Origin of the sequence: Micromonospora sp. NPDC050397, assembly GCF_044901685.1 — a bacterium.
Classification (GTDB): Bacteria; Actinomycetota; Actinomycetes; order Mycobacteriales; family Micromonosporaceae; genus Micromonospora_G.
Window position 1 is genome coordinate 441,572 of sequence record NZ_JBJDPS010000002.1, and the last position, 19,431, is coordinate 461,002.

Consider the following 19,431-nt stretch of genomic DNA (forward strand, 5'->3'; position numbering starts at 1 on the left):
GCGTGACCGAAGCGTCGGAACCCGCCCCGGCCGCGATGGCCGAGCCGGTGCCCGTCGTCAACGCGGCCAACGCGCTCACCGCCCTGCGGCTGGTCCTGGTGCCGGTATTCGTGGCGCTGGTGGTCGTCTCCGAGATGACCCATCCGGCCTGGCGGATAGCCGCCTGCCTGACCTTCGCCTTCGCCTCCGCGACCGACCTGCTCGACGGCTGGATCGCCCGCCGGTTCAAGCTGGTCACGGCGGTGGGCAAGGTGGCCGACCCGATCGCGGACAAGGCGCTGACCGGTGCCGCCCTGGTCCTGCTCTCCTGGTACGACCTGCTGCCCTGGTGGGTGACGCTGCTGATCCTGGCCCGCGAGTTCGGGGTGACCCTGATCCGGTTCTGGGTGATCAGGTTCGGGGTGATCGCGGCGAGCCGGGGCGGCAAGGCGAAGACCGCGTTGCAGATCCTCGCGATCGTCTGGTACCTGTGGCCGGTGCCGTCGGCGGTGACCTGGGTCGGCCCGTGGCTCGTCGGGGTGGCCCTGGTGGTGACGGTGATCACCGGACTCGACTACGTGGTGCGCGCGCTGCGGCTGCGGCGCCAATCCCGCTGACCGAGGACCGCCGACCGAGGACCCAGGACCCAGGACCGAGGACCCAGGACCGCTGACCCAGGACCGCTGCCCGGAGCACAGGCGACCACGACCGTGATCATGACCACGACCGTGATCATGAACATGACGGGGGAGCGGACCGTCACCCGAGCCGGCCGGCGGCGGTTGGGCGCAGCGACGGGCGAGGAGGCGCGATGACGACCGGTGCCGAGGCACGCGACGCGGCCACCGAGGCGGCGGCGGTGGTGCACCCGTTGGCCGAGCGGGGGCAGACCCTGGCCGTGGTGGAGTCGCTCACCGGCGGGTTGCTGGCCGCCACCATCGTCGACATCGCCGGGGTGAGCAGCGTCTTCCGGGGTGGTCTGGTGGTCTACGCCACCGATCTGAAGGGCTCGCTGGCCGGCGTACCGGCGCCGTTGCTCGACGCCCGGGGGCCGGTCGACCCGGACGTGGCGGTCGCCCTGGCCCGGGGTGGCCGTGAGCGCTGCGGGGCCGACTGGTGCCTGGCGACCACCGGGGTGGCCGGACCGGAGCCCCAGGACAGCCGTCCGGTGGGCCTGGTCTACGTGGCGGTCGCCGGACCGGTCGGCGCCCGGGTGCGTCAGTTGCGGCTCGACGGAGGTCGGGCCCAGATCCGGTCGGGTGCGGTGACCGAGGTGTTGCGGCTGCTCGCCGAGGAGCTGCACGGCGTCGTACCGCCCTCGGCGCACGGGTGATCGAGGTCTCCGCCGGCCCGCTCCGGGCCGGTGCCGGGAATCCGGACCGGCGGGGTGGGATGTCGCGCGGGCCGGCAACGGGTACGGTTGCGGGAAGGCTCCGGCAGCGGTCGGGGTCTGGGGTCGGAGTCGCTCCGCGCGGCATCACGCTGACTGCGCCGCCGGAGGTACGGTCCCACGTCAGGGGGAGGTGCGATGGTCCTGCTACGCCGGGTGATCGGTGACGCGCTGCGTGCTCGCCGGCAGGGACAACACCGCACCCTGCGCGAGGTCTCCTCGGCGGCCAACGTGAGCCTCGGATACCTCTCCGAGATCGAGCGGGGCCAGAAGGAGGCGTCGAGCGAGCTGCTCGCCGCTATCTGTGACGCCCTCGGCGCCCGCCTCTCCGAGCTGCTCAGCGAGGTCAGTGACACGGTCGCGCTGGCGGAGCAGATGTCCGACGTGCTCGCCCCGGTGCAGGAGCGCTCGGCGGTCGACGTACCGGCCCGTGGCGTGCTGACCGAGACGGGCGTGCGTACGGTCACCGAGTCCGGCGTACGGCAGGTGGCCACCGACGGCAACGTCTCGGTCTCGGTCCGGCAGGACTCTCCGCTCAAGGCGACCCTGCGCACCACCCGCCGGGTGCGCTCCACGAACGAGCGGGGCCGCGAGGTCGTCCGCGCCGCCTGAGCGCGCTCCCACCCGCTTGCCCCGACCCACCCCGGGCGGGTTCCGCCGCGTCGGTGTGGTGCTGGGTGGCTGATCCACGGCGTAGGGTTGCAGTTCCAGCGGTCTGCCCGGCCGATATCCCCCGTGGTCTTCTGCCGGTGTGGCGCCGGACTGGGACGATGAAGACCGTGCCGCGTGGCCGACCGGTGTCGACCGGCCGGCGGCGGCAGCCCACCGCAGCCGATCAGATCGAGGGGATACGCGAAGATGGCGAGCCCGTTCGTCAAGGGATGGCGCTACCTGATGGCGCTGTTCGGTGCCAAGATCGATGAGCACGCTGACCCGAAGGTGCAGATCCAGCAGGCCATCGAGGAGGCCCAGCGGCAGCACCAGGCGCTCGTCCAGCAGGCGGCGGCGGTCATCGGTAACCAGCACCAGTTGGAGATGCGGCTGTCCCGCCAGATGTCCGAGGTCGAACGCCTCCAGGCGATGACCCGGCAGGCGCTGGTCCTGGCCGACCGGGCCAGGACCGGCGGTGACGAGGCGGAGGCCCAGAAGTACGAGCAGACCGCGCAGACCCTGGCCGCCCAACTCGTCTCCGCCGAGCAGTCGACCGAGGACATGAAGGCCCTGCACGACCAGGCGCTGGGCGCCGCCGGGCAGGCCCGCCGCGCGGTGGAGAACAACTCCATGATCCTCCAGCAGAAGCTGGCCGAGCGGACCAAGCTGCTCAGCCAGCTCGAACAGGCCAAGATGCAGGAAAGCATCGCCAACTCGCTGGGGGCGCTGTCGAACCGGGCCGCGCCGACCGCCACCCCCTCGCTGGACGAGGTGCGGGAGAAGATCGAGCGGCGGTACGCGACCGCGATGGGGCGCGCGGAGCTCGCCGCCAACTCGGTCGAGGGCCGGATGCTGGAGGTGGAGAAGAGCAGTCTCGACCTAGCCGGCTCCGCCCGGTTGGAGCAGATCCGGGCCAGCATGGCCGGGGAGCAGCTCGGCGGCAAGCCGCAACCGGCGGTCGACCAGGCCGCCCGGGCGGCGGACACCGCCGGGGTGGCCCGGCTGGACGAGATCCGGGCGAGCCTGGCCCGGGAGAAGCCGACCGGCGACCAGAGCGCCGCCGGCTGACCCGGGTCGGGTGAGCCGGCCCGGCCAGCGTCGGGTCGGCCGGACGAGCGCCGCCACGGTGGCCTGGCGCGGGGCAGAGAGGGCAGGGATGGCCGACCAACGAGCCCGCTACTTCCGTCGGATGCGCGCACTGCGCCGCTCCGCCCGGTCCTGGAGCGTCTTCGCCGGTGGCCTGGGCGGCGCGGCGGCCATCCTCACCCCGTACCAGGGGCTCGGACTGCCGGACGCGGCCTGGATGGGAGCGGCCGGGGCCTCCGCCGCGCTCGCCCTCTGGCGCTGGGCCGACCTGCGGGCACTGGCGGCCCGCCCGGCGCCGCCCCCGCCCGATCCGGCGGTCGCGGCCGAGCAGGTCCGCGCGCGGCTGGTCGCCGCCGTCGAGCGACTCCCCGCCGGGCGTGGCGCGCTGGCCGAGGTACGCCGGCAGAAGACCCGGATCGCACTGCGTGGCTCGGCGGCGGCTGGGCCCTGGCAGCGGCTCTCCCAGGCGTCGGCGGTGATGGACGGGTTCGCCGGCCGGCTGCCCGCGCTGGCCGGACCGGCGGTGCTGGAGGCGACCGCGGCCCAGCGGTCCCTGCACGACCTGGCGTATCAGGTGGTGGGGCTGGAGAAGACCATGCGGTTCGCGCCGCAGGAGTCCCGCCCGGCGTTGGCGGACGCCCACCGGCACCTGCTCCAGCAGCTCGACCGGGGCGTCGTCGCGTACGAGACGCTGGTCGCGGCGGCAGCCGGTTACCTGGCCGAGGACTCCCGCTCGGCCAACGTGCACCCGGCCGCCGAACGGCTCACCGAGGCGACCGACCTGCTGCACGGCGTGACCGACGGACTGGCCCAGTTGCGGGGCATGGCGAATCCCACTCGCACCCCGTACTGATCGGTCGGTCAGTCCGGCGGCGGGGCCACCACCGCCGGGGTGAAGGCGGACGTGCCGACGGCGTTGAACGCCTGGATCCGCCAGTGGTAGACGGTCTCCGGGGACAGGCCGGTGTTGGTGAACGAGCGGGCCGTACCGGCGATGGTGAAACTGGTCAGGCCGGCGCTGAACGAGGCGTCGGTGGCTCGTTGCAGGGTGAAACCGCTGACCACGCTCCCGGCGCTCTCGAACCAGTTCAGCTTCACGCTGACCGAGTCCGGGGCGGGCGAGGTGGCCGTCGCGGCGAGGCTGTGCGGCACCGCCGGTACGGTCGGCACGGTCACCACCGACACCGTCGACCAGGGTGACGGAGCACCGAGGTAGCTGGTCCGCACCCGGTGGTAGTAGGTGGTGTTCGGGGTGACCGTGCTGTCCGTGTACGCGCTGGTCAGCGAGCCGGAGGCGGTTATCAGGCCGCTGGTGAAGGTGGGGTTGACCGCCCGCTGCACCTCGATCTCGGTGGCGAACGACCGGTTCCGCCAGGCCAGGTCGACCCGGAGCGGGGCGGCCGGGGAGACCGAGGCGGTCAGGCCGCTCGGCGCGATCAGGCGTACCACCGCCGAGGCGCTGTTGGACCAGCCGGAGTAGCCGACCGAGGTCTCGGTCCGGACCCGGTAGTAGTAGGTCGTGCCCGGCGTGACCGTGGCGTCGCTGGTGGTGCTCAACCCCGGTGGCACGGTGAACCGGGTGACGGCCCCGCCGAAAGCGGCGTTGGTGCCCCGTTCCACCAGGTGGTTGGTGGCCGCCGGGCGGGTCGCGTTGTTGGTCCAGGCGAGCGTGATCGCGGGCGGCACGGTCGGCGAACCGGGGACCGCCGTCGCGGTGAGCCCGGTGGGCTGGGCGGGGGAGACCCGCAGCACCAGCGGCCGGCTCAGCTCGCTGCCCTCGTGCCCGACCAGGTGGCCCTGCCAGGCGTACTCCCAGCCGAAGTTGAAGATCTGGTTGGTCACCACCGCCGGGTCACCGGTACGCGGGTTGACCTGGGTGAAGCCGTCGGTCGTGCCGGCCGGTCGGGTGGGGTCGAGCAGCCGTACGCTGTCGCCGACCTTGAACGGCAGCGGGTCTGGCAGGACCGGCCGGACGGCGACGATGGTGTCCTCCAGCGGGTTCATCCGGACCGTCTCCTTCCAGCCCAGTTCGTTCGGGTCCGGTGGCCGGATCGCGCCGTCCCAGCCGACCCGGTTGACCAGTTGCACCACCAGGTGATGGAAGTGGATGGCGTGGGTTCCGGCGCCGTTGTGGGTGATCTTCCAGATCTGGGTGCCGTCGCCGGGTGCCCCGATCGGGGTGGGTGGGTCGGTCGGCGTCAGGATCTCGGTCGGCGGGTCCACGTACGTCAGCGGGGTGGTCGTCTGGACCAGCGCGCTGACCTTCGGTAGTTCGACCCCGAGGGTGGCGTTCATCCGGCCGTACTCGGGTTCGAAGAGTTCCTGGATCGCCTTCGCCCGCAGCGGGAGCGTCACCGGGGCGTTCCGACCGGCCGGGGTGAACGTGATCGTGTTGCTGTGGATCGGCACGTGGGTGTTCTTCGGCGTACGGGTGCCGAAGGCGTTGTCGTACGCCGGCTGCGGCACGATCGGCGGCGGCTGGCTGTCGCCGTACGCCCGGGGCAGGCGGGCGCGCAGCGCCTCCAGGTCGTACGGCTGGTCCGGGTCGCCCTCGACCTGGAACTGGAGCAGGGTCCGGGTGTTCGGTCCGTAACCGGGCTGGGTTCCCGGCGCCCCACCGGCGGCGGTCTGGTCCGGCGCGCCGGTGTAGTAGTCGTACCGGGTGTCGAAGGCCGGCATCGGCGCCGGACAGTCGTTGTAGAGGATGATCTTCGACCCGGACGGTACGGCCGAGAAGTCGACGACCACGTCGGCCCGTTCGCCCGGACCGAGCAGCAGCGCGTGCGCGGAGACGTTCAGCGCGGCGATGTCGCGCCGGTTGTAGACGTAGTTGATCGGCTGGTTGGGCACCACCACCACCTCGGGCAGCAGGCCTCCCTCGGTGCCGATCTGGATCCACTCCGGCCCCACCCGGGTCGGATCGGGCACCCCACCGGCCCGACCGTCGGTGGGCCAGGTCGGCGGATGGTCCGGGTTCGGGATCGCCTCCACCATCGGCACCTCACCGGCGCCGGCCTCGCCGAGGCTGCCGTCCGGGTGCCACATCGGGTCGTTCGAGGCCGCGTAGTAGAGCTGGAGGTTGAGGCTGCGGTCGTTGCAGGCGTTGAGAATCCGGAACCGGTACGCCTTCGGCGCCACCCGAAGGTACGGGTAGGCACAGCCGTTGACCAGCGGGGTGTCCAGGAACGCCTCCGGCACCACCGACGGGTTCGGCGTACCGGGCATCACCGGCGGTTGCCAGGGCGCGGTGACCGGGTCGTGGTGCGGGTTCGGCACCGGCCCGTTCACCGTGCCGGTGTACGGCGGCCAGAACCACGGCCCGTAGTCCCACCGCCCCATCGGATTTGTGCCGGACTCGTTGTACGGGTTCTGGTTGGGCATGTAGACGTGCGGGTACCAGAGGCTGCCGCGCCCGCCCCAGTTGGTCTTGTCCCAGGTCGGGTCCTGCGCGGCGAGCTGGGCGTCGCCGGGCACGAAGGTCTTGTCCTGGATCACCAGGGGGATCTCGTCGGCCGGGATGATCCCCTCGTCGACGAGTTGCCGCTCGGTCTCGTCCCGGAGCAGGTAGAGGCCGAGTTGCCCGGAGTAGACGGTGAGCCGGGCGATGCCGAGCGCGTGGTCGTGGTACCAGAGCATCCGGGCGCCGGACTGGTTCGGGTAGTAGAGCGTCACCGCGCCCGGCCCCGGGTCCGGCATGTCCGGCACGTTCACCACGCTGGTCCCGCTCGGGTACGAGGTCGACTCCTGGGCCGGGGTGATCCACTGCTCCGGACCACCGTTGCTGATCCACGGCGTCGCCGCGCCCTGAAGGTGCAGCGCCGCACGGTTCTGCGGGTACCGCTCGGTCCCGCCGAGCGGGCCGGTCCCGGCGCCCCGTACGGTCGGGTCCACCGGCAGTGGCAGCAGGCCGGCGGCACCGGTCGGGAGCCGGTTGACGAACGTCACCCGGACCGGCCGGTTCCGTTGGGCGACGATCACCGGTCCCAGGTGGTGCGGCCGGTTGGGCGGGACGACGGTGTTGCGGCCGTTGGCGTCGGTGCCGTTGTTGAGCTGTCGGTAGCCCCGCAGCCGGGTCGGCCCGAGGTCCCGGTGCAACTGCTGGGAGAACTGCTCCAACCCGATCTCGTAGTAGTCACAGCCGGGATAGCTGACCGTGTCGGGCGTGGCGACCGGCAGGAAGTTGCCCAGGTTGTTGCCGTACGTCCGGTCGAGGCCGGGCAGCGAGTCGACAAACTTCCGCAGACCGGTGCCGGCGACGACGTGCCCGGCCGGATCGAGCCGGGGCAGCGGGCTGTTGGCGTAGTTCGGGACGAAGCCGAAGTAGTCCGGGACGGGCAGGGGAGCCGGCGTGGGCAGTGGCCCCGGGACGGGAACCTGTTGCGGGATGCCCGGCCGGGTCTCGTCGGGCGCCTGCTCCGGCGCGGTGGCGGGTGCGTTCCCGGTCTCCTGCTTGGCCCGTCTGGCCAGGCGGTTCGCCGCGAGTTTCCTGAACATGACCGTGCTCCCTCCCCGGATGCTGCCGGCCGGCGCGGAGGGGTCCGAACCGGGCCGATCAGGATGGCCATTCCTGACGATCCGTAAGCAACTAACCGCACGGCGCGACCATTGGATACGGTCGGGTCAGTGTCGGTTCGTTTCGCGTATCGGTCCGGTCGTCGGGGGATCGGGTCCGGAAGTCCGCTGACGGTGGGAACACCGGTAGCTGGCCCGTTCGCTGCGCTGCGCGTCCTCTACCAGCATGCCGCAGCGGCGCGAGGGCGGGGCGTGGCGACCGTACGCGAAACTGCCGCCCACGGTCGCCGCTCGATCGTGGTTCCTCGATCGTTCCGGACGTGTACCGTCCGAAGTGGCGGCCCGTCGGTCAGTGGCCGGCGTGTCACCTCCCAGACCGCCACCGGGGAGGGCGAAGTCATGTCCGGGGAGACGATCGGCGCACGGATCAGGTACTGGCGTCTGCGCCGGGGCGGGATGACCCAAACCGTTCTCGCCGGACTCGCCGGAGTTTCGCAGTCCTACATCTCACAGGTCGAAGCCGGCCGGAAGACCATCGAACGGCGGGCCACTCTCATCGGTGTCGCCGCAGCTCTACAGGTCACCGTTGCCGACCTGCTCGATCAACCCGGTGACCCGACGGACCCCATCAAGGCGGGCGCCGCCGACGCCATACCCGTCATCTGGACCGCACTGATCGAGATCGAGGAGGGTGAGCGCCGCGCCGCCACCCGTACCGCCGCCCAACTGAGCGCCGGGATCGCGCGGAGTGCCGAACTCCGGGACCAGGCGAACTACGCGGTCATGGCTCGGGAACTGCCGGCGTTGCTGGTGGCCGCCGCCAGCCACGACGATGGCGGCCGGGCGCTGGCTCAGGTCGCCTACCACGCGTCGGCGTGCCTGCGTCACCTCGGCTACCGCCACCTGGCACGGGTCGCCGCGAAGGTGGCGCTGACCGCTGCCGAGACCTCGGGGCATGCGGCCTGGGTCGGGGCCGCCCGGTTCGCGACCGCCCAGTCTCTGCCGATCGAAGCCGCCGGGGTTGCCAGCCGGGTCGCCGGTCGGGCACTCGCGGACCTCCAGGGGGCCGCCGCCGCACCGGACGTACGGCAGATGCTCGGACAGCTCCACCTGTCGGCGGCGTTCGCGTCGGCCGTCGACGGCAGGGCCGATGACGCGCGCGGGCAGCTTGCCGAGGCGGCTCGTGAGGCCGACACGCTCGGCGACCCCGGCGACGGGGCGGGGTTCAACCAGGCGTGTTTCGGTCCGACAAACGTCAAGCTGTGGGAGATGTCGATCGCGGCCGAGTTGGGCGAGTACGGCCGCGTGACGGAAATAGCGCGGCGGGTCCGCCCCGATCCGCTGCGGGCGGTCATCCGGCACCAGTCCTACTGGTTGGACCTCGGCCGGGCGCTCGCGCACTCGGGGCGCAACGACCGAGAGGCGTTGACCGCGTTTATGCGGGCGGAGCGGGCGGCGCCCATGACGTTCACGCTGAACCCTCTCGCGCAGGACGCGGTCGTGGCGATGGTGCGTCGGGCTCGGGACCGGTCGCTCTCGGACGATCTCCGCGTGCTGGCCCGTCGTGTCGGTGTGGACGTGCACGCATAGTCGCATAATGCGATTCCGTCCACCCGCCCAGAGACCTGGTTTCGGTGAGCTGGGTCAGGCGAGCCGTAGCGCGATGGTCCGGGCCGCTCGCGTCTCGATCGTGATCCCTCGATCGTTTTGAACGTGTACCGTCCGAAGTGGCGGCCCGTCCGGGTAGGGCCTGGCGTGCCGCCACCCCAGCCCTACCTGGGAGCCGCTATGCCGCGACGATCGACCCTTGCCGTTGATCCCCGCTTCGGTGCCGAGGTCCGGCGTCTCCGCGAGGCCGCCGGACTGTCACTACGACCCCTTGCCGCGAGCGTCTTCGTCAGCCGGGCCCAACTCAGCAAGATCGAGCTGGGCACCGCTCGGCCGACCGTCGCGTTGGCAAGGCTGCTCGACGCGGAACTCCGCGCAGGCGGGCAGTTGACCGCCATGGTCACCGACACGACGGCCGTACTAACACCGGACACCAAAGACCGGCTTCGGTACGCCGCCGCGCACCCGCGCCAGGCGGACTCCCGTGCAATTGACGGCCTGGACATCTTGCTCGTTGGTCAGCGTCGTCTTGAGGATGCCCTCGGGGCGGCAGCAGTGATCGACCCCGTACGTGAGCAGCTCGGGTTGGTCCTGATGCTCGTCGGGGATTCGAGGGACGACGTGCGCCCACGGCTGGTGAACACGGCGAGCCAGTGGGCGCAGTTCGCCGGGTGGCTGCACGCGGCGGTCGATGATCGCGCGGGCGCGAGAACGTGGTTCGACCGCGCCTTGGAGTGGGCCACCGAGGTCGACAACCGCGACATGATCGCCACAATCCTCAGTTTCAAGGGATACCTCGCCGAAGGAACGGGTGAGCTGGGGTCGATGGTCGGCCTGTCCCAGGCGGCCCAACGGGACCCGAGTGTCTACGCCGGGCAGCGTGCCTATTCCGCCGGCCAGGAAGCGCGAGCACTTGCCATGGTGGGTGGCGACCCGGGAGCCGTGCTGTCGAAGGTCAGCGAGGCCGAGGAACTTGCACACAGGCAAGGCGAGCGGGAAGCACCGCCCTGGATCTACTTCTACACGGACGACTTCTTCCGTCTCCAGCGCGGGATCGTCTACCGGTGCCTGGGGGCGACCAGACCGCAGTACAACGAGCCGGCCGTCGAGCTACTGACGGAAGGCGTCGCCGGACTGTCCGCGGAGTCCCAGAGCACCGACTGGGGCGGCACCTACCTGTGCGACCTGGCCATTGCCCAGGGCCAGTCGGGGGACTTGGCGAGTGCGCGAGATGCGCTGACGAGAGCCCGAGCCATCGGTACGGCGATGCGTTCGCAGCGGCTGCTCGACCGCGTTGACGGGGCTGTCCACCGCTTCCAACTGTCTATGGACAGGACGTAGACGCCAACGATCTGGCGTGGGCGTCACAGACCGACGACGCTGCTTGTGGGCGCGGCGAAGACCGTACACATGGTCCTCGCCTCCCGTTGGCCTCTGCCTGCGGTGGCGTCGCGCCTCCCGATCGCGCCTGGCCCAATTCCCTCGTGGTTGGTCCCGGCGCCGGGGTGTGGCGGTACACGGTTGTCGCCATGCCCCCATGTGTTGGAGGTGGATGGTGGCGATCAACAGCACCAGACGGAAGTGGTTTTCGGACGGACCCGAAACCGGTTTGGCAGACCAGGCGGCTCCCGGTGTCGTACCAGAGCCTGAGGGTGGTTCGGTGGAGCTGCGGCCAGCGCTGCTGCTGGTCGGGGTGGCGGTGGTCGGCGGGGCACGCCGGTCGGGCGCCGGGGTGCGGCCGGCTCGGGCCAACGCGGGGCGCTGGCGGTCGTGGTCGTGAGCACGGCGGAGGAGACCTTACGGGCGGCGTTGAAGGTGGTCTACCGCCACGACCGGGGCGAGCGGTGCCCGTCCCCGTCCTGTACGGGTGACGACGGCTGCCCTGCTCTCGCGGACGCCGTGGGCCTGTTGTACGGAAAGGCGAACCGGTGAGCGCGCTCATGCCGCACCAGCGGCTCCGGCTCACCCAGCTCCGGGCACGCAAGATGGTACGTCGGCACTGGCCGGTCGACGGACGTTGCCCACGTTGTGTCATCGGGCAGAGCTGCGCATTTTTCATTCGCGCGTGCTTGGTGCTGGAGAGTCTGGGCGACGACTACCAGCCCTATCCGCTGCCCGAGCCGTGGGTGATCCGGGAGCGGGTGGCCCGCTTCCGTGACGAGCTCGACATCATCTTCCGATGAGCGGGCTGGTGAAGGCGACGTACAACCATCCTCCGGCGGCGGTCGCCGCGCTCGACGAGCTGGCCTCCGCGTGGCGGGTGTCGCGTACCGACGCGCTCAACCACGCGGTCCGGATCGCGGCCGTGGTGCTCCGGCTCGCCCCCGACGGGCACCTGGTGGTGACCCGACCGGACGGGTCGACCGTCGAGGTGTTCCTGGTGTGAGTCGATCCCGCTGGGTCCGTCAGGGTGCCCGGTCCGGGGCGGGCTGGCAGCGGGGACACCAGTACGTGACCCGTTCACCCTGCTCGGCCTTCTCGATCAGGGTGCCGCAGCGCCGACACGGCTGGGCCCGGCGCCCGTACACGTAGTTGGTCTGGCCCCGGTGCAGCGAACCGGTGGTGCTCTGGGTCCACCGGCCCCGGTTGGCGGCGAGCAGTCGCTGTGCCAGTCTCACCATCCCCGGCAGGTCGGGCACCGAGGCGACCGGCGTCCACGGGTCGACCCCGCGCAGGAAGAGCAGCTCTGATTTGTAAAGATTGCCCACCCCGGCCAGGTTCGTCTGGTCGAGCAGGGCCTCGGCGATGCTGGTCCGGGGGTGGGTGAGCAGCCGGCGCACCGCCTCGTCCGGGTCCCAGTCCGGGCCGAGCAGGTCCGGCCCGAGTTGCCCGACCAGTTGCTCCTCCTGCGTCGTGGGCAGCACGGCCAGGTCGTGCAGGTGGTATCCGACCGCGATCGCGTCGGCGGTACGCAGCACCACCCGGATCAGGTGCGCCGGCCGGGCCGCCCAGCGGGCGCCCGACGCGTAGACCCGCCAGGACCCGTCCATCCGCAGGTGCGAGTGCAGGCTGATCCGTTGCTCCCCGACCGGATCGGTCAGCCGGATCAGGATGTGCTTGCCCCGGCTGACGACCTCGGTCACGGTGGCGCCGACCAGGTCGGTGGTGGCGAGTCGGGGCACCCGGAAGTCCGTCGCGGTCAGCCGCCCACCGGCCAGCGCGCGGTGCAGCGCGCGGGCCGTGTTCCAGACGGTGTCGCCTTCGGGCACGCTTCCATCCTGCCCGCTACCGTCGGGTCAGGGCTGCTCTTCGGGGCGCGGAGCGCGCACCATGTCCTGGTAGCGGGGGTGGCTGGCGCCGTAGATGGCGAAGTTGAGACGGGCGTGGGACAGGCTCAGGTCGCCGTTGGGGCCGTCGGGCACGACAACGTCATCCGACCCGTGCTGGCCGTCGTTGGTCCAGAAACAGACGGGACAGGTCCCGCCTTCTCCGGTAAAAAAGCCACAACATGGACATGCCTTGACGTCGACCGAGTGCTTCCCCACCGCGCAAGCATTCCACAATGGTGAACGTGTCGCAGCTTCGTGTCCGCGATGCGGAAATAGATCAGCTAGCGTCCGCAATGCGTACCACCTGACCGTTAACCAGCGAAAGCACGGCATCGGCCCGGCCGCCGTTGACGGCCACCGCTACCCGCCCGGCGGAGTCGGCGAAGACCAGTATGGCCCCGTCCGGGACATCGCCGAAGGTCGTCGCCCGCTCGGCCCGCAGACTCCCCACCCGCAGCCGCGACCCGAGCCGGTCGAGCGCGGTGGCAGGGGCCGCGAGCTGCACGTTGCCGAAGCGGTCGACCGAGAGTACCTCGGCGGCGAGCCAGCCCGGCCCGGTCTCGACCACGGGTTCCGGGAGGCGTACCAGGCTCTCCGGAGCGATCGTCGGGCCGGCGTCGGCCGGGTCGGCACCGAGCGCCAGCCGGGCGGCGGCCGGGGCGAACACGTCGCGCCCGTGGAAGGTCGCCGAGACCGTGGCCGCCATCCAGGCCGGGTTGGTCAGCTCCACCGCGTGCCCGACGCCGCCGAGCGCCTCCGCCGCCGGGACCAGCAGCCCGTTGTCCGGGCCGACCAGCGCGCCGCCGGGGGTCAGCAACGCGATCCCGCGCCGGGCGGTGCCCACGCCCGGGTCGACCACCGCCACGTGTACGGCCGGCGGCAGCGCGCCGACCGTCTGGGCGAGCACCGCCGCACCCCGGGCGACCCCGCCCGGCGGCACCAGGTGGGTCACGTCGAGCACCCGTACGGTGGGGGCAAGGCGGGCGATCACACCGTGGCAGGCGGCGACAAAACCGTCCTCGAGGCCGTAGTCGGTGGTCAGGCTGATCCATCCGTAGCCGGGCATGACCAGCAGGTTAGCCGCCGACTCGCCGTGACCGTGCGGCTGGTCGGGCCGGTGGTGGGTGCCGATGGTTAGCTGACCCCATGAGATTGGTCATCTTCACCGAGCCGCAGGAGGGCGCGTCCTACCAGGACCTGCTCCGGGTGGCGCGGCACACGCAGGACTGCGGCTACGACGGCTTCTTCCGATCCGACCACTACCTCGTGATGAACGGGGACGGGCTGCCCGGTCCCACCGACGCCTGGCTGACCCTGGCCGGGCTCGCGCTCCAGACCGAACGGATCCGGCTCGGCACCCTGGTCACCTCGGCCACCTTCCGGCTGCCCGGACCGTTGGCCATCTCGGTGGCGCAGGTCGACGAGATGAGCGGCGGGCGGGTCGAGCTGGGCCTGGGCACCGGCTGGTTCGAGGCCGAGCACCGGGCGTACGGCATTCCGTTCCCGCCGCTGGGCGAGCGGTTCGGCCGGCTCACCGAGCAGCTCGAGGTGATTACCGGGCTCTGGGGTACGCCGCCAGGCGAGACCTTCACCTACCGGGGCGGCTACTACGACCTCTACGACTCCCCGGCCCTGCCGAAGCCGGTGCAGCAACCCGGTCCGCCGGTCATCGTCGGCGGGACCGGGCTGAAGCGGACACCGGTGCTCGCCGCCCGGTTCGCGGACGAGTACAACGTACCGTTCCAGTCTGCCGAGGCGGCGGCGAAGAACTTCGCGGCGGTCGTCGAGGCGTGCGAGCGGATCGGCCGGGACGCGGCCGGTCGAGCCCCGCTGGCGCTCTCGGCCGCCGTCACGGTGGTCTGCGGGCGCAACGACGCCGAGGTGCGTCGCCGGGCCGACGCTATCGGTCGGGACCTGGACGAGCTGCGCGCCGGACCGGGCGTGGTCGGCACCCCGGACGAGGTGGTCGAGCAACTACACGAGTACGCCAAGGGCGGCGCGTCCCGTTTCTTCCTCCAGTTCCTGGACCTGACCGACCTGGACCAGTTGGACCTGATCGCTGCCGAGGTGGCACCCCAGCTCTGACCGCAGGACTAACATTGGTGTTAGTAACATGCATGTTAGTAACACCAATGTTAGTAACATGCATGTCAGTCTTGGGGCAGTTCAAGCGGTGGGGGTGGTGCACGGTGGTGGCCTTCGTGGGTCGTCAGCAGGAGCTTCGGCTGCTCGGCGCGGAGCTGGACCGGGTCACCCCCGGCGCGGATCGTCCCGGACGCTGTCTGCTGATCCGAGGCCGTCGACGTGTCGGCAAGTCACGGCTGGTCGAGCAGTTCGTGGAGACGGGAGGCTCGCCCAGCCTCTACTTCACCGCCGCCGGGGCCGCGACATCGGCGGAACTACGGCGGCTCGGCGCCGACGCCGCCGAGTCGACTCTGCCCGACCGCGAGCTGTTGGCAGCGGGCAACCCACAGGACTGGGACGCGGCTTTCCGGCTGCTCGCCGCAGCCCTGCCCGACGACACCCCGAGCGTGGTCGTCATCGACGAGGTGCCCTACCTGATGGATGCGGAGCGTGTCTTCGAGGGTGTGCTGCAGCGGGCCTGGGACCGGCAACTGTCCCGCAAGCCCGTGTTGCTGATCCTCATCGGCTCGGACCTGTCGATGATGGAGGCGCTCAACAGTTACGAGCGGCCGTTCCACCAGCGTGGCCGTGAGATGGTCGTGGGTCCGCTCAACCCGGCGGACCTGAGCGTCATGCTCGACCTCGGCGCGGCCGACGCCATCGACGCCGCACTGGTCACCGGTGGGCTCCCGCTCGTCTGCACCGAGTGGCGACCCGGCGCGGATGTCTGGGACTTCCTCGCCGAAGCCCTGTCCGACCCGACCTCGGCGATGCTCGTCTCGGCCGAGCGGTCGCTGGCCGCCGAGTTCCCGGCGATGATCCAGGCGCGTTCGGTGCTCGCCGCCATCGGCTCGGGAGAGCGGACCTTCGCCAACATCGCGCGTGCCAGCGGTGGCCTCGGGGCGACCCCGCTGCAACGTTCGCTGGACACGTTGAGTGAGAAGCGACTGGTCGTCGGGGAGTTGCCGTTGTCCACCCGGCCGTCGAAGGAACGTCGTTACCGGATCGTCGACCCTTACCTCCGCTTTTGGTTGCACTTCATCGCCCCGCACATGCCGGAGATCGAGCGGGGTCGGGGTGATCTGACCATGGCCCGGATCCGCCAGGGGTGGACGAGTTGGCGGGGACGGGCCGTCGAACCGATGATCCGGGAGGCACTGGCCCGTCTCCTACCGGACGGGACACTGCCCGTGGCCGGGGCGGTGGGCGGCTACTGGACCCGGTCCAACGACATCGAGGTCGACATCGTCGGGGCGGACCGTGGGCCGGTCGCGCGAGAGTTGCTGTTCCTTGGTTCCATCAAATGGCTCGACCAGGCCGCGTTCGACGCGCACGACCTGACCGTCCTGCACCGCCACCGTGCGGCACTCACCGACGAGCCGTTGCCGATACTGGCGGTCTCCCGCAGCGGGGTGTCCTGCGGCGGCCTCGACGCCGTCTACGGCCCCGAAGACCTCCTGAACGCCTGGCGGGCCGGCGCGGACGGGTAGCCGGGGCGAGGCCGGAGCGTTGGCCGTGTCAGTCGACCCGGCCGTGCTGCGGCCGGGAATCCGCGACGCTGGCCTCGGCGGGCGGTTCCACGAATGCCCCGGGGACCGGCCCGGTGGCCTGGGCCGGCAGCACGATGTCACGTACGGCGAGGTAAACCGCGCGTACGGCGAGCGTCCGCTCGACCTCGTCCAGGATCGGGGCGAAGAACTGCCGGCGGTGCTCGGTGTCGCTCATCGAGGTGACCGCGAAGTACATGCTGCCGAAACCGGCTAGCAGGGCGGCGTTGCGCAGCAGCGCGAGCGGCACCGGGATCTCGGGTGCCAGGGTCGCCGGGGGCTCGCCGATCCACTGCTCGGCGGTCTCCGGCTGCACCACGATCAGCCCGAGCAGCAGGAAGAAGCAGAACAGCCCCACCCCGACCACCAGCGCCTGCACCAGTTGCCGGGTGGCGAGCATGAGCAGCAGGTTGCCGACCTGGCGGCCGTGCAGCGGCACCGGCCGGAGTGGACCGTCGGGGGCCACCTCCTCGATCGGCAGGCTGGCCAGCGGCGTGCGCTGGCAGGACGAGGAGAGCCGCCGCTGGCTCAGGTCCTGCTCCACCCGGCCGATCTCGTCACGCAGTCGCCCGGCCGCGGCCAGGATGGTGACCGCCGTGAACAGGGTCAGCACCAGGCCCAGCCGGTACCAGGGCAGCCGGTTCATCGCCTGCCAGAGTTCGCCGGTGAAGAAGAAGAACAAGGTCACGAAGAGCAGCAGCGGCAGGGCCCGGCCCTGTAGCCGGACACTGTTGCGCATGTCGTCGACCGCGTGCCGGATCGCCCGGCGCAGCAGCGGCACCACGCCGTAGGCGGTGGAGAGCCACGACCCGGCGAAGAGCAGCGCGAACGCGGCGGCCGAGGTGATGGTGACGCCGGCCCGGCCGTCGTGCAGCCAGAGCACGAGCGGCGGTACGGCGAGCGGCACCACCGCGTACGCCACCAGCACCGTGACCATCGCGCGGTGAGAGAAGTGGGGTAACCGGCGACCGAACCGGGTCAGCGCCGACCAGCCGGCCAGCCCCGCCACGACCACCACGGAGAACAGGACCCACCGGGTGGCGCCCTCGGCTGCCCGGAGGATCACCCAGGCCAGATCGGCGACCACGACCACGGCGAGGAAGGGCAGCATCCGGGGGAGGATGTGCCGGTCGAAGTCGTAGCCGGCGATCATCTGCGGCACACCGTGGCGCACGAACCAACGCTCGGTCTGGCGTACCAGGGCACGGGAGGCGGTGATCGGCACGGGCTGATCCTGCCAGAGCGACCCGAGCGGGACGGCGTGATCTGTCGGTCCTACTGGACTCGTAGCGGCCAGGTGCCGCGACCTCTCTGTTGCGTGCCGTCAGGGTCGACGGGTGTACGCGTCCAAGCCTGCGAATCGGCGAGCGTCGAGCCAGTCGACCCCGCGGTCGTTCACATCGCAACCAGCCACGCGGAGACGTTCGGCAACCTGCTTCAACCGGGATACGGATCCGTCAACCCTGACGACGTTGAGCCCGCCAATGTCGGAGAATGGGCGTAGGCGCCCGAACTCGAGGATTACGGTACGCCTCGGCTGTAGGGCAAATGCCATACCTGCCTCGAACAGGACATTCGGTCGGGCCTGTCCGGTTGGCTTGGTCTCGTAGTCAGGCTCAGCGGCCTGATGCAGGTTTGGATGGAGGCTTGCCGCATCGTCGGGTGTCAGCAGGACAACCGCCGCCTGGCTTTTCTCGAAGGCGCGAGCAAGCACTTGGCCGAGGAACGGTGCGGCGCTGCCGGAGCTTCGGACGTTCTCCTCCCAGTCCAGCGGTCGGAGGTCCAGTGCCTGCAGAAATCCCCAGGTCGCCAAGCGGGCCTGGTCGTCTCGACCGTGAACAACGAAGACGTGACGGGGGTTGGGCATCGGCTCTCCTAATGCTGAATGTTGATCGTGATAGTGAATGTTGATCGTGCGTCGTTGATCGGACAGGTGGATGGGCGTCGGACCGGCACGCCGGTGCTAACGTAGCTGTCCGGGCCAACCTGTCGGCGCGGACAGGATCAATTGACCGTTCGTCCACTCTGCTGGATGATTCGTCATGGGTAAGAATTCAGACATCGAGTGGACGTCGTCCCCAGCAGAAGCCGTGCTTCTCGCACGGCTGCCAGACTCTCTACGAGGTTTCCGTGTTTGAGAGATTCACTGACCGGGCACGGAGAATTGTCGTTCTGGCTCAGGAGGAGGCGCGCTTGGACCGTCACCGCAGCATCGATGTTGATCATGTGATGGTTGCCTGCCTCCTGGAGGGGGAGGGTGTGGCAGCCCGCGCGTTAATGGCGTTCGGGCTGGGCTGGCAAGAGCTGCGGCAGCGGCTACTCATGAGCAAGCCAGCCGATTTGGCCGAACCACCAGACGGTCACATACCTTTCACCGTGGAAATGCGTAAGTCTCTTGAGTACTCGCTGCGTGAGGCGCTCGCCTTGCAGCACAACTACATTGGGACAGAGCACATACTGTTGGGGATGCTCAACGACGGCGGAAATTCTGGTGTGAAGCTTCTGGGTCAATTTGGAATTTCGACTTTCATGATTCGCAACGAGGTCGTCGCGCAGCTTGCCGGTAAAACCACGGTGCCGACAACCGTAGCCGTCCCCAATGCCGGATCTCAGGTGCGCGTGAGCCGAGAACACGAATTCGATTCTCGCCGTGTGCGTGAGGATGCGCGAGAACGGCGTGTTCTGGTCATTTGTGGTAATGACGAGCAGGCGCGTGATGCCATCTTCGGATTCCTTCGTGCGCTTGACCTTCGACCGATGGAACAAGAGGAGATCGTTCGCGGAGCCGGCAGCGCGGCGCCGTATCTAGGTGACGCTGTCCGGTTGGCATTCGACAAGGTGCAAGCGGTTGTCGCCCTTCTGACGGTCGATGAAGTGGCTTACCTGCATCCAGGACTACGGGATGGGAAGAACCCTGCCCGTGACGGCCGCCTGTTCGGCCAGCCCAATCCGCGGGTGCTGTTCGAGACGGGTATGGCCTTCGGGGTCATACCGGAACGAACGATCATCGTCGAGGTGGGAGCGCTCCGCGCCGTACCGAACCTGACCGGACGTGATGTGATCCGGATAGGCGATCAACCCGAGCGGCAGTTGAATCGGATTGCTGAACGGTTGAAGAGTGCTGGATGTGCGGTCAATGAGTCCGGTGGCGACTGGTTACGGGGCGGTCGTTTCACTCGCCTGGCCGCGCTCGGGCGACGGCCGACGAAGCCGGGGCCGTCGTCCGCGCCCGGGACATCGCCGTCCCGTAAGGGTGCCTGAGAAT

The 19,431-nt window shown here is 70.3% G+C and carries 18 protein-coding genes; 12 read left to right on the forward strand and 6 right to left on the reverse strand.

Going from position 1 to position 19,431, the window contains the following annotated elements; all coding sequences use genetic code 11:
* Window positions 1-2 precede the first annotated feature (2 nt).
* The 5 genes from pgsA to ACI2K4_RS08125 all read left to right on the forward strand — a co-directional run bounded on the left by pgsA (window position 3) and on the right by ACI2K4_RS08125 (window position 3,959).
* The gene (gene pgsA, locus ACI2K4_RS08105) at window positions 3-596 is read left to right on the forward strand and encodes a CDP-diacylglycerol--glycerol-3-phosphate 3-phosphatidyltransferase (RefSeq protein ID WP_404509678.1); all 594 of its coding nucleotides are present in this window, start codon (window positions 3-5) and stop codon (window positions 594-596) included.
* Window positions 597-790: 194 nt separating this feature from the next.
* Window positions 791-1,312: a CinA family protein gene (locus ACI2K4_RS08110; protein WP_404509679.1), complete on the forward strand. Its 522-nt coding sequence runs from the start codon at window positions 791-793 to the stop codon at window positions 1,310-1,312.
* Window positions 1,313-1,507: 195 nt separating this feature from the next.
* Window positions 1,508-1,981, forward strand: a complete 474-nt coding sequence (locus ACI2K4_RS08115) for a helix-turn-helix domain-containing protein (protein ID WP_404509680.1) — start codon at window positions 1,508-1,510, stop codon at window positions 1,979-1,981.
* 246 nt (window positions 1,982-2,227) lie between these two features.
* Window positions 2,228-3,088, forward strand: a complete 861-nt coding sequence (locus ACI2K4_RS08120) for a PspA/IM30 family protein (RefSeq protein WP_404509681.1) — start codon at window positions 2,228-2,230, stop codon at window positions 3,086-3,088.
* Between the two features lie 88 nt (window positions 3,089-3,176).
* Entirely contained in the window at window positions 3,177-3,959 is a 783-nt protein-coding gene (locus ACI2K4_RS08125) for a hypothetical protein (protein ID WP_404509682.1), read from the forward strand.
* An 8-nt stretch (window positions 3,960-3,967) separates the two neighbouring features.
* Here ACI2K4_RS08125 and ACI2K4_RS08130 read toward each other — a convergent pair whose 3' ends face one another.
* Complete coding sequence (locus ACI2K4_RS08130) at window positions 3,968-7,600, reverse strand: fibronectin type III domain-containing protein (RefSeq protein WP_404509683.1); 3,633 nt, start codon at window positions 7,598-7,600, stop codon at window positions 3,968-3,970.
* Window positions 7,601-8,017: 417 nt separating this feature from the next.
* Between ACI2K4_RS08130 and ACI2K4_RS08135 the strand changes: the two genes are divergently transcribed.
* The 4 genes from ACI2K4_RS08135 to ACI2K4_RS08150 all read left to right on the forward strand — a co-directional run bounded on the left by ACI2K4_RS08135 (window position 8,018) and on the right by ACI2K4_RS08150 (window position 11,612).
* Window positions 8,018-9,208 carry a helix-turn-helix domain-containing protein gene (locus ACI2K4_RS08135; RefSeq protein WP_404509684.1) on the forward strand — a complete coding sequence of 397 codons (1,191 nt, stop codon included), beginning with the start codon at window positions 8,018-8,020 and terminating at the stop codon, window positions 9,206-9,208.
* 198 nt (window positions 9,209-9,406) lie between these two features.
* A complete protein-coding gene (locus ACI2K4_RS08140; RefSeq protein ID WP_404509685.1) occupies window positions 9,407-10,567 on the forward strand; it encodes a multiprotein-bridging factor 1 family protein in 1,161 nt (386 codons plus the stop codon).
* Between the two features lie 587 nt (window positions 10,568-11,154).
* Complete coding sequence (locus ACI2K4_RS08145) at window positions 11,155-11,409, forward strand: hypothetical protein (RefSeq protein WP_404509686.1); 255 nt, start codon at window positions 11,155-11,157, stop codon at window positions 11,407-11,409.
* The gene (locus tag ACI2K4_RS08150) at window positions 11,406-11,612 is read left to right on the forward strand and encodes a hypothetical protein (protein ID WP_404509687.1); all 207 of its coding nucleotides are present in this window, start codon (window positions 11,406-11,408) and stop codon (window positions 11,610-11,612) included. The genes ACI2K4_RS08145 and ACI2K4_RS08150 overlap by 4 nt, the downstream gene beginning before the upstream one ends.
* A gap of 19 nt (window positions 11,613-11,631) precedes the next feature.
* On the opposite strand, the gene ACI2K4_RS08155 is transcribed toward ACI2K4_RS08150, so the two are convergent.
* The 3 genes from ACI2K4_RS08155 to ACI2K4_RS08165 form a co-directional block, all read right to left on the reverse strand.
* On the reverse strand, window positions 11,632-12,435 hold the full coding sequence (locus tag ACI2K4_RS08155) for a DNA-formamidopyrimidine glycosylase family protein (RefSeq protein ID WP_404509688.1): 804 nt from the start codon (window positions 12,433-12,435) through the stop codon (window positions 11,632-11,634).
* Between the two features lie 27 nt (window positions 12,436-12,462).
* Window positions 12,463-12,711 carry a CPCC family cysteine-rich protein gene (locus tag ACI2K4_RS08160; RefSeq protein ID WP_404509690.1) on the reverse strand — a complete coding sequence of 83 codons (249 nt, stop codon included), beginning with the start codon at window positions 12,709-12,711 and terminating at the stop codon, window positions 12,463-12,465.
* A gap of 61 nt (window positions 12,712-12,772) precedes the next feature.
* Window positions 12,773-13,561 (reverse strand): S-adenosyl-l-methionine hydroxide adenosyltransferase family protein, encoded by a 789-nt coding sequence (locus ACI2K4_RS08165; RefSeq protein ID WP_404509691.1) that lies wholly within the window; start codon window positions 13,559-13,561, stop codon window positions 12,773-12,775.
* A gap of 80 nt (window positions 13,562-13,641) precedes the next feature.
* On the opposite strand from ACI2K4_RS08165, the gene ACI2K4_RS08170 reads away from it, so the two are divergent.
* Together ACI2K4_RS08170 and ACI2K4_RS08175 are read left to right on the forward strand one after the other, a co-directional pair.
* On the forward strand, window positions 13,642-14,580 hold the full coding sequence (locus ACI2K4_RS08170; protein ID WP_404509693.1) for an LLM class F420-dependent oxidoreductase: 939 nt from the start codon (window positions 13,642-13,644) through the stop codon (window positions 14,578-14,580).
* A gap of 62 nt (window positions 14,581-14,642) precedes the next feature.
* A complete protein-coding gene (locus ACI2K4_RS08175) occupies window positions 14,643-16,109 on the forward strand; it encodes an ATP-binding protein (protein WP_404509695.1) in 1,467 nt (488 codons plus the stop codon).
* Between the two features lie 28 nt (window positions 16,110-16,137).
* On the opposite strand, the gene ACI2K4_RS08180 is transcribed toward ACI2K4_RS08175, so the two are convergent.
* Both ACI2K4_RS08180 and ACI2K4_RS08185 read right to left on the reverse strand, forming a co-directional pair.
* The gene (locus ACI2K4_RS08180) at window positions 16,138-17,391 is read right to left on the reverse strand and encodes a hypothetical protein (RefSeq protein ID WP_404509697.1); all 1,254 of its coding nucleotides are present in this window, start codon (window positions 17,389-17,391) and stop codon (window positions 16,138-16,140) included.
* A gap of 99 nt (window positions 17,392-17,490) precedes the next feature.
* Window positions 17,491-18,033: a TIR domain-containing protein gene (locus ACI2K4_RS08185; protein WP_404509698.1), complete on the reverse strand. Its 543-nt coding sequence runs from the start codon at window positions 18,031-18,033 to the stop codon at window positions 17,491-17,493.
* A 263-nt stretch (window positions 18,034-18,296) separates the two neighbouring features.
* Here ACI2K4_RS08185 and ACI2K4_RS08190 point away from each other — a divergent pair, with 263 nt between their 5' ends.
* On the forward strand, window positions 18,297-19,427 hold the full coding sequence (locus ACI2K4_RS08190) for a Clp protease N-terminal domain-containing protein (RefSeq protein ID WP_404509699.1): 1,131 nt from the start codon (window positions 18,297-18,299) through the stop codon (window positions 19,425-19,427).
* Window positions 19,428-19,431 lie beyond the last annotated feature (4 nt).

What these genes read in the sequence shown, in the direction of transcription:
- ACI2K4_RS08110 (WP_404509679.1), top strand. Translation starts at nt 791, where the DNA reads ATGACGACCGGTGCCGAGGCACGCGACGCGGCCACCGAGGCGGCGGCG.
- ACI2K4_RS08115 (WP_404509680.1), top strand. Translation starts at nt 1,508, where the DNA reads ATGGTCCTGCTACGCCGGGTGATCGGTGACGCGCTGCGTGCTCGCCGG.
- ACI2K4_RS08120 (WP_404509681.1), top strand. Translation starts at nt 2,228, where the DNA reads ATGGCGAGCCCGTTCGTCAAGGGATGGCGCTACCTGATGGCGCTGTTC.
- ACI2K4_RS08125 (WP_404509682.1), top strand. Translation starts at nt 3,177, where the DNA reads ATGGCCGACCAACGAGCCCGCTACTTCCGTCGGATGCGCGCACTGCGC.
- ACI2K4_RS08130 (WP_404509683.1), bottom strand. Translation starts at nt 7,600, where the DNA reads ATGTTCAGGAAACTCGCGGCGAACCGCCTGGCCAGACGGGCCAAGCAG.
- ACI2K4_RS08135 (WP_404509684.1), top strand. Translation starts at nt 8,018, where the DNA reads ATGTCCGGGGAGACGATCGGCGCACGGATCAGGTACTGGCGTCTGCGC.
- ACI2K4_RS08140 (WP_404509685.1), top strand. Translation starts at nt 9,407, where the DNA reads ATGCCGCGACGATCGACCCTTGCCGTTGATCCCCGCTTCGGTGCCGAG.
- ACI2K4_RS08150 (WP_404509687.1), top strand. Translation starts at nt 11,406, where the DNA reads ATGAGCGGGCTGGTGAAGGCGACGTACAACCATCCTCCGGCGGCGGTC.
- ACI2K4_RS08165 (WP_404509691.1), bottom strand. Translation starts at nt 13,561, where the DNA reads ATGCCCGGCTACGGATGGATCAGCCTGACCACCGACTACGGCCTCGAG.
- ACI2K4_RS08170 (WP_404509693.1), top strand. Translation starts at nt 13,642, where the DNA reads ATGAGATTGGTCATCTTCACCGAGCCGCAGGAGGGCGCGTCCTACCAG.
- ACI2K4_RS08175 (WP_404509695.1), top strand. Translation starts at nt 14,643, where the DNA reads ATGTCAGTCTTGGGGCAGTTCAAGCGGTGGGGGTGGTGCACGGTGGTG.
- ACI2K4_RS08185 (WP_404509698.1), bottom strand. Translation starts at nt 18,033, where the DNA reads ATGCCCAACCCCCGTCACGTCTTCGTTGTTCACGGTCGAGACGACCAG.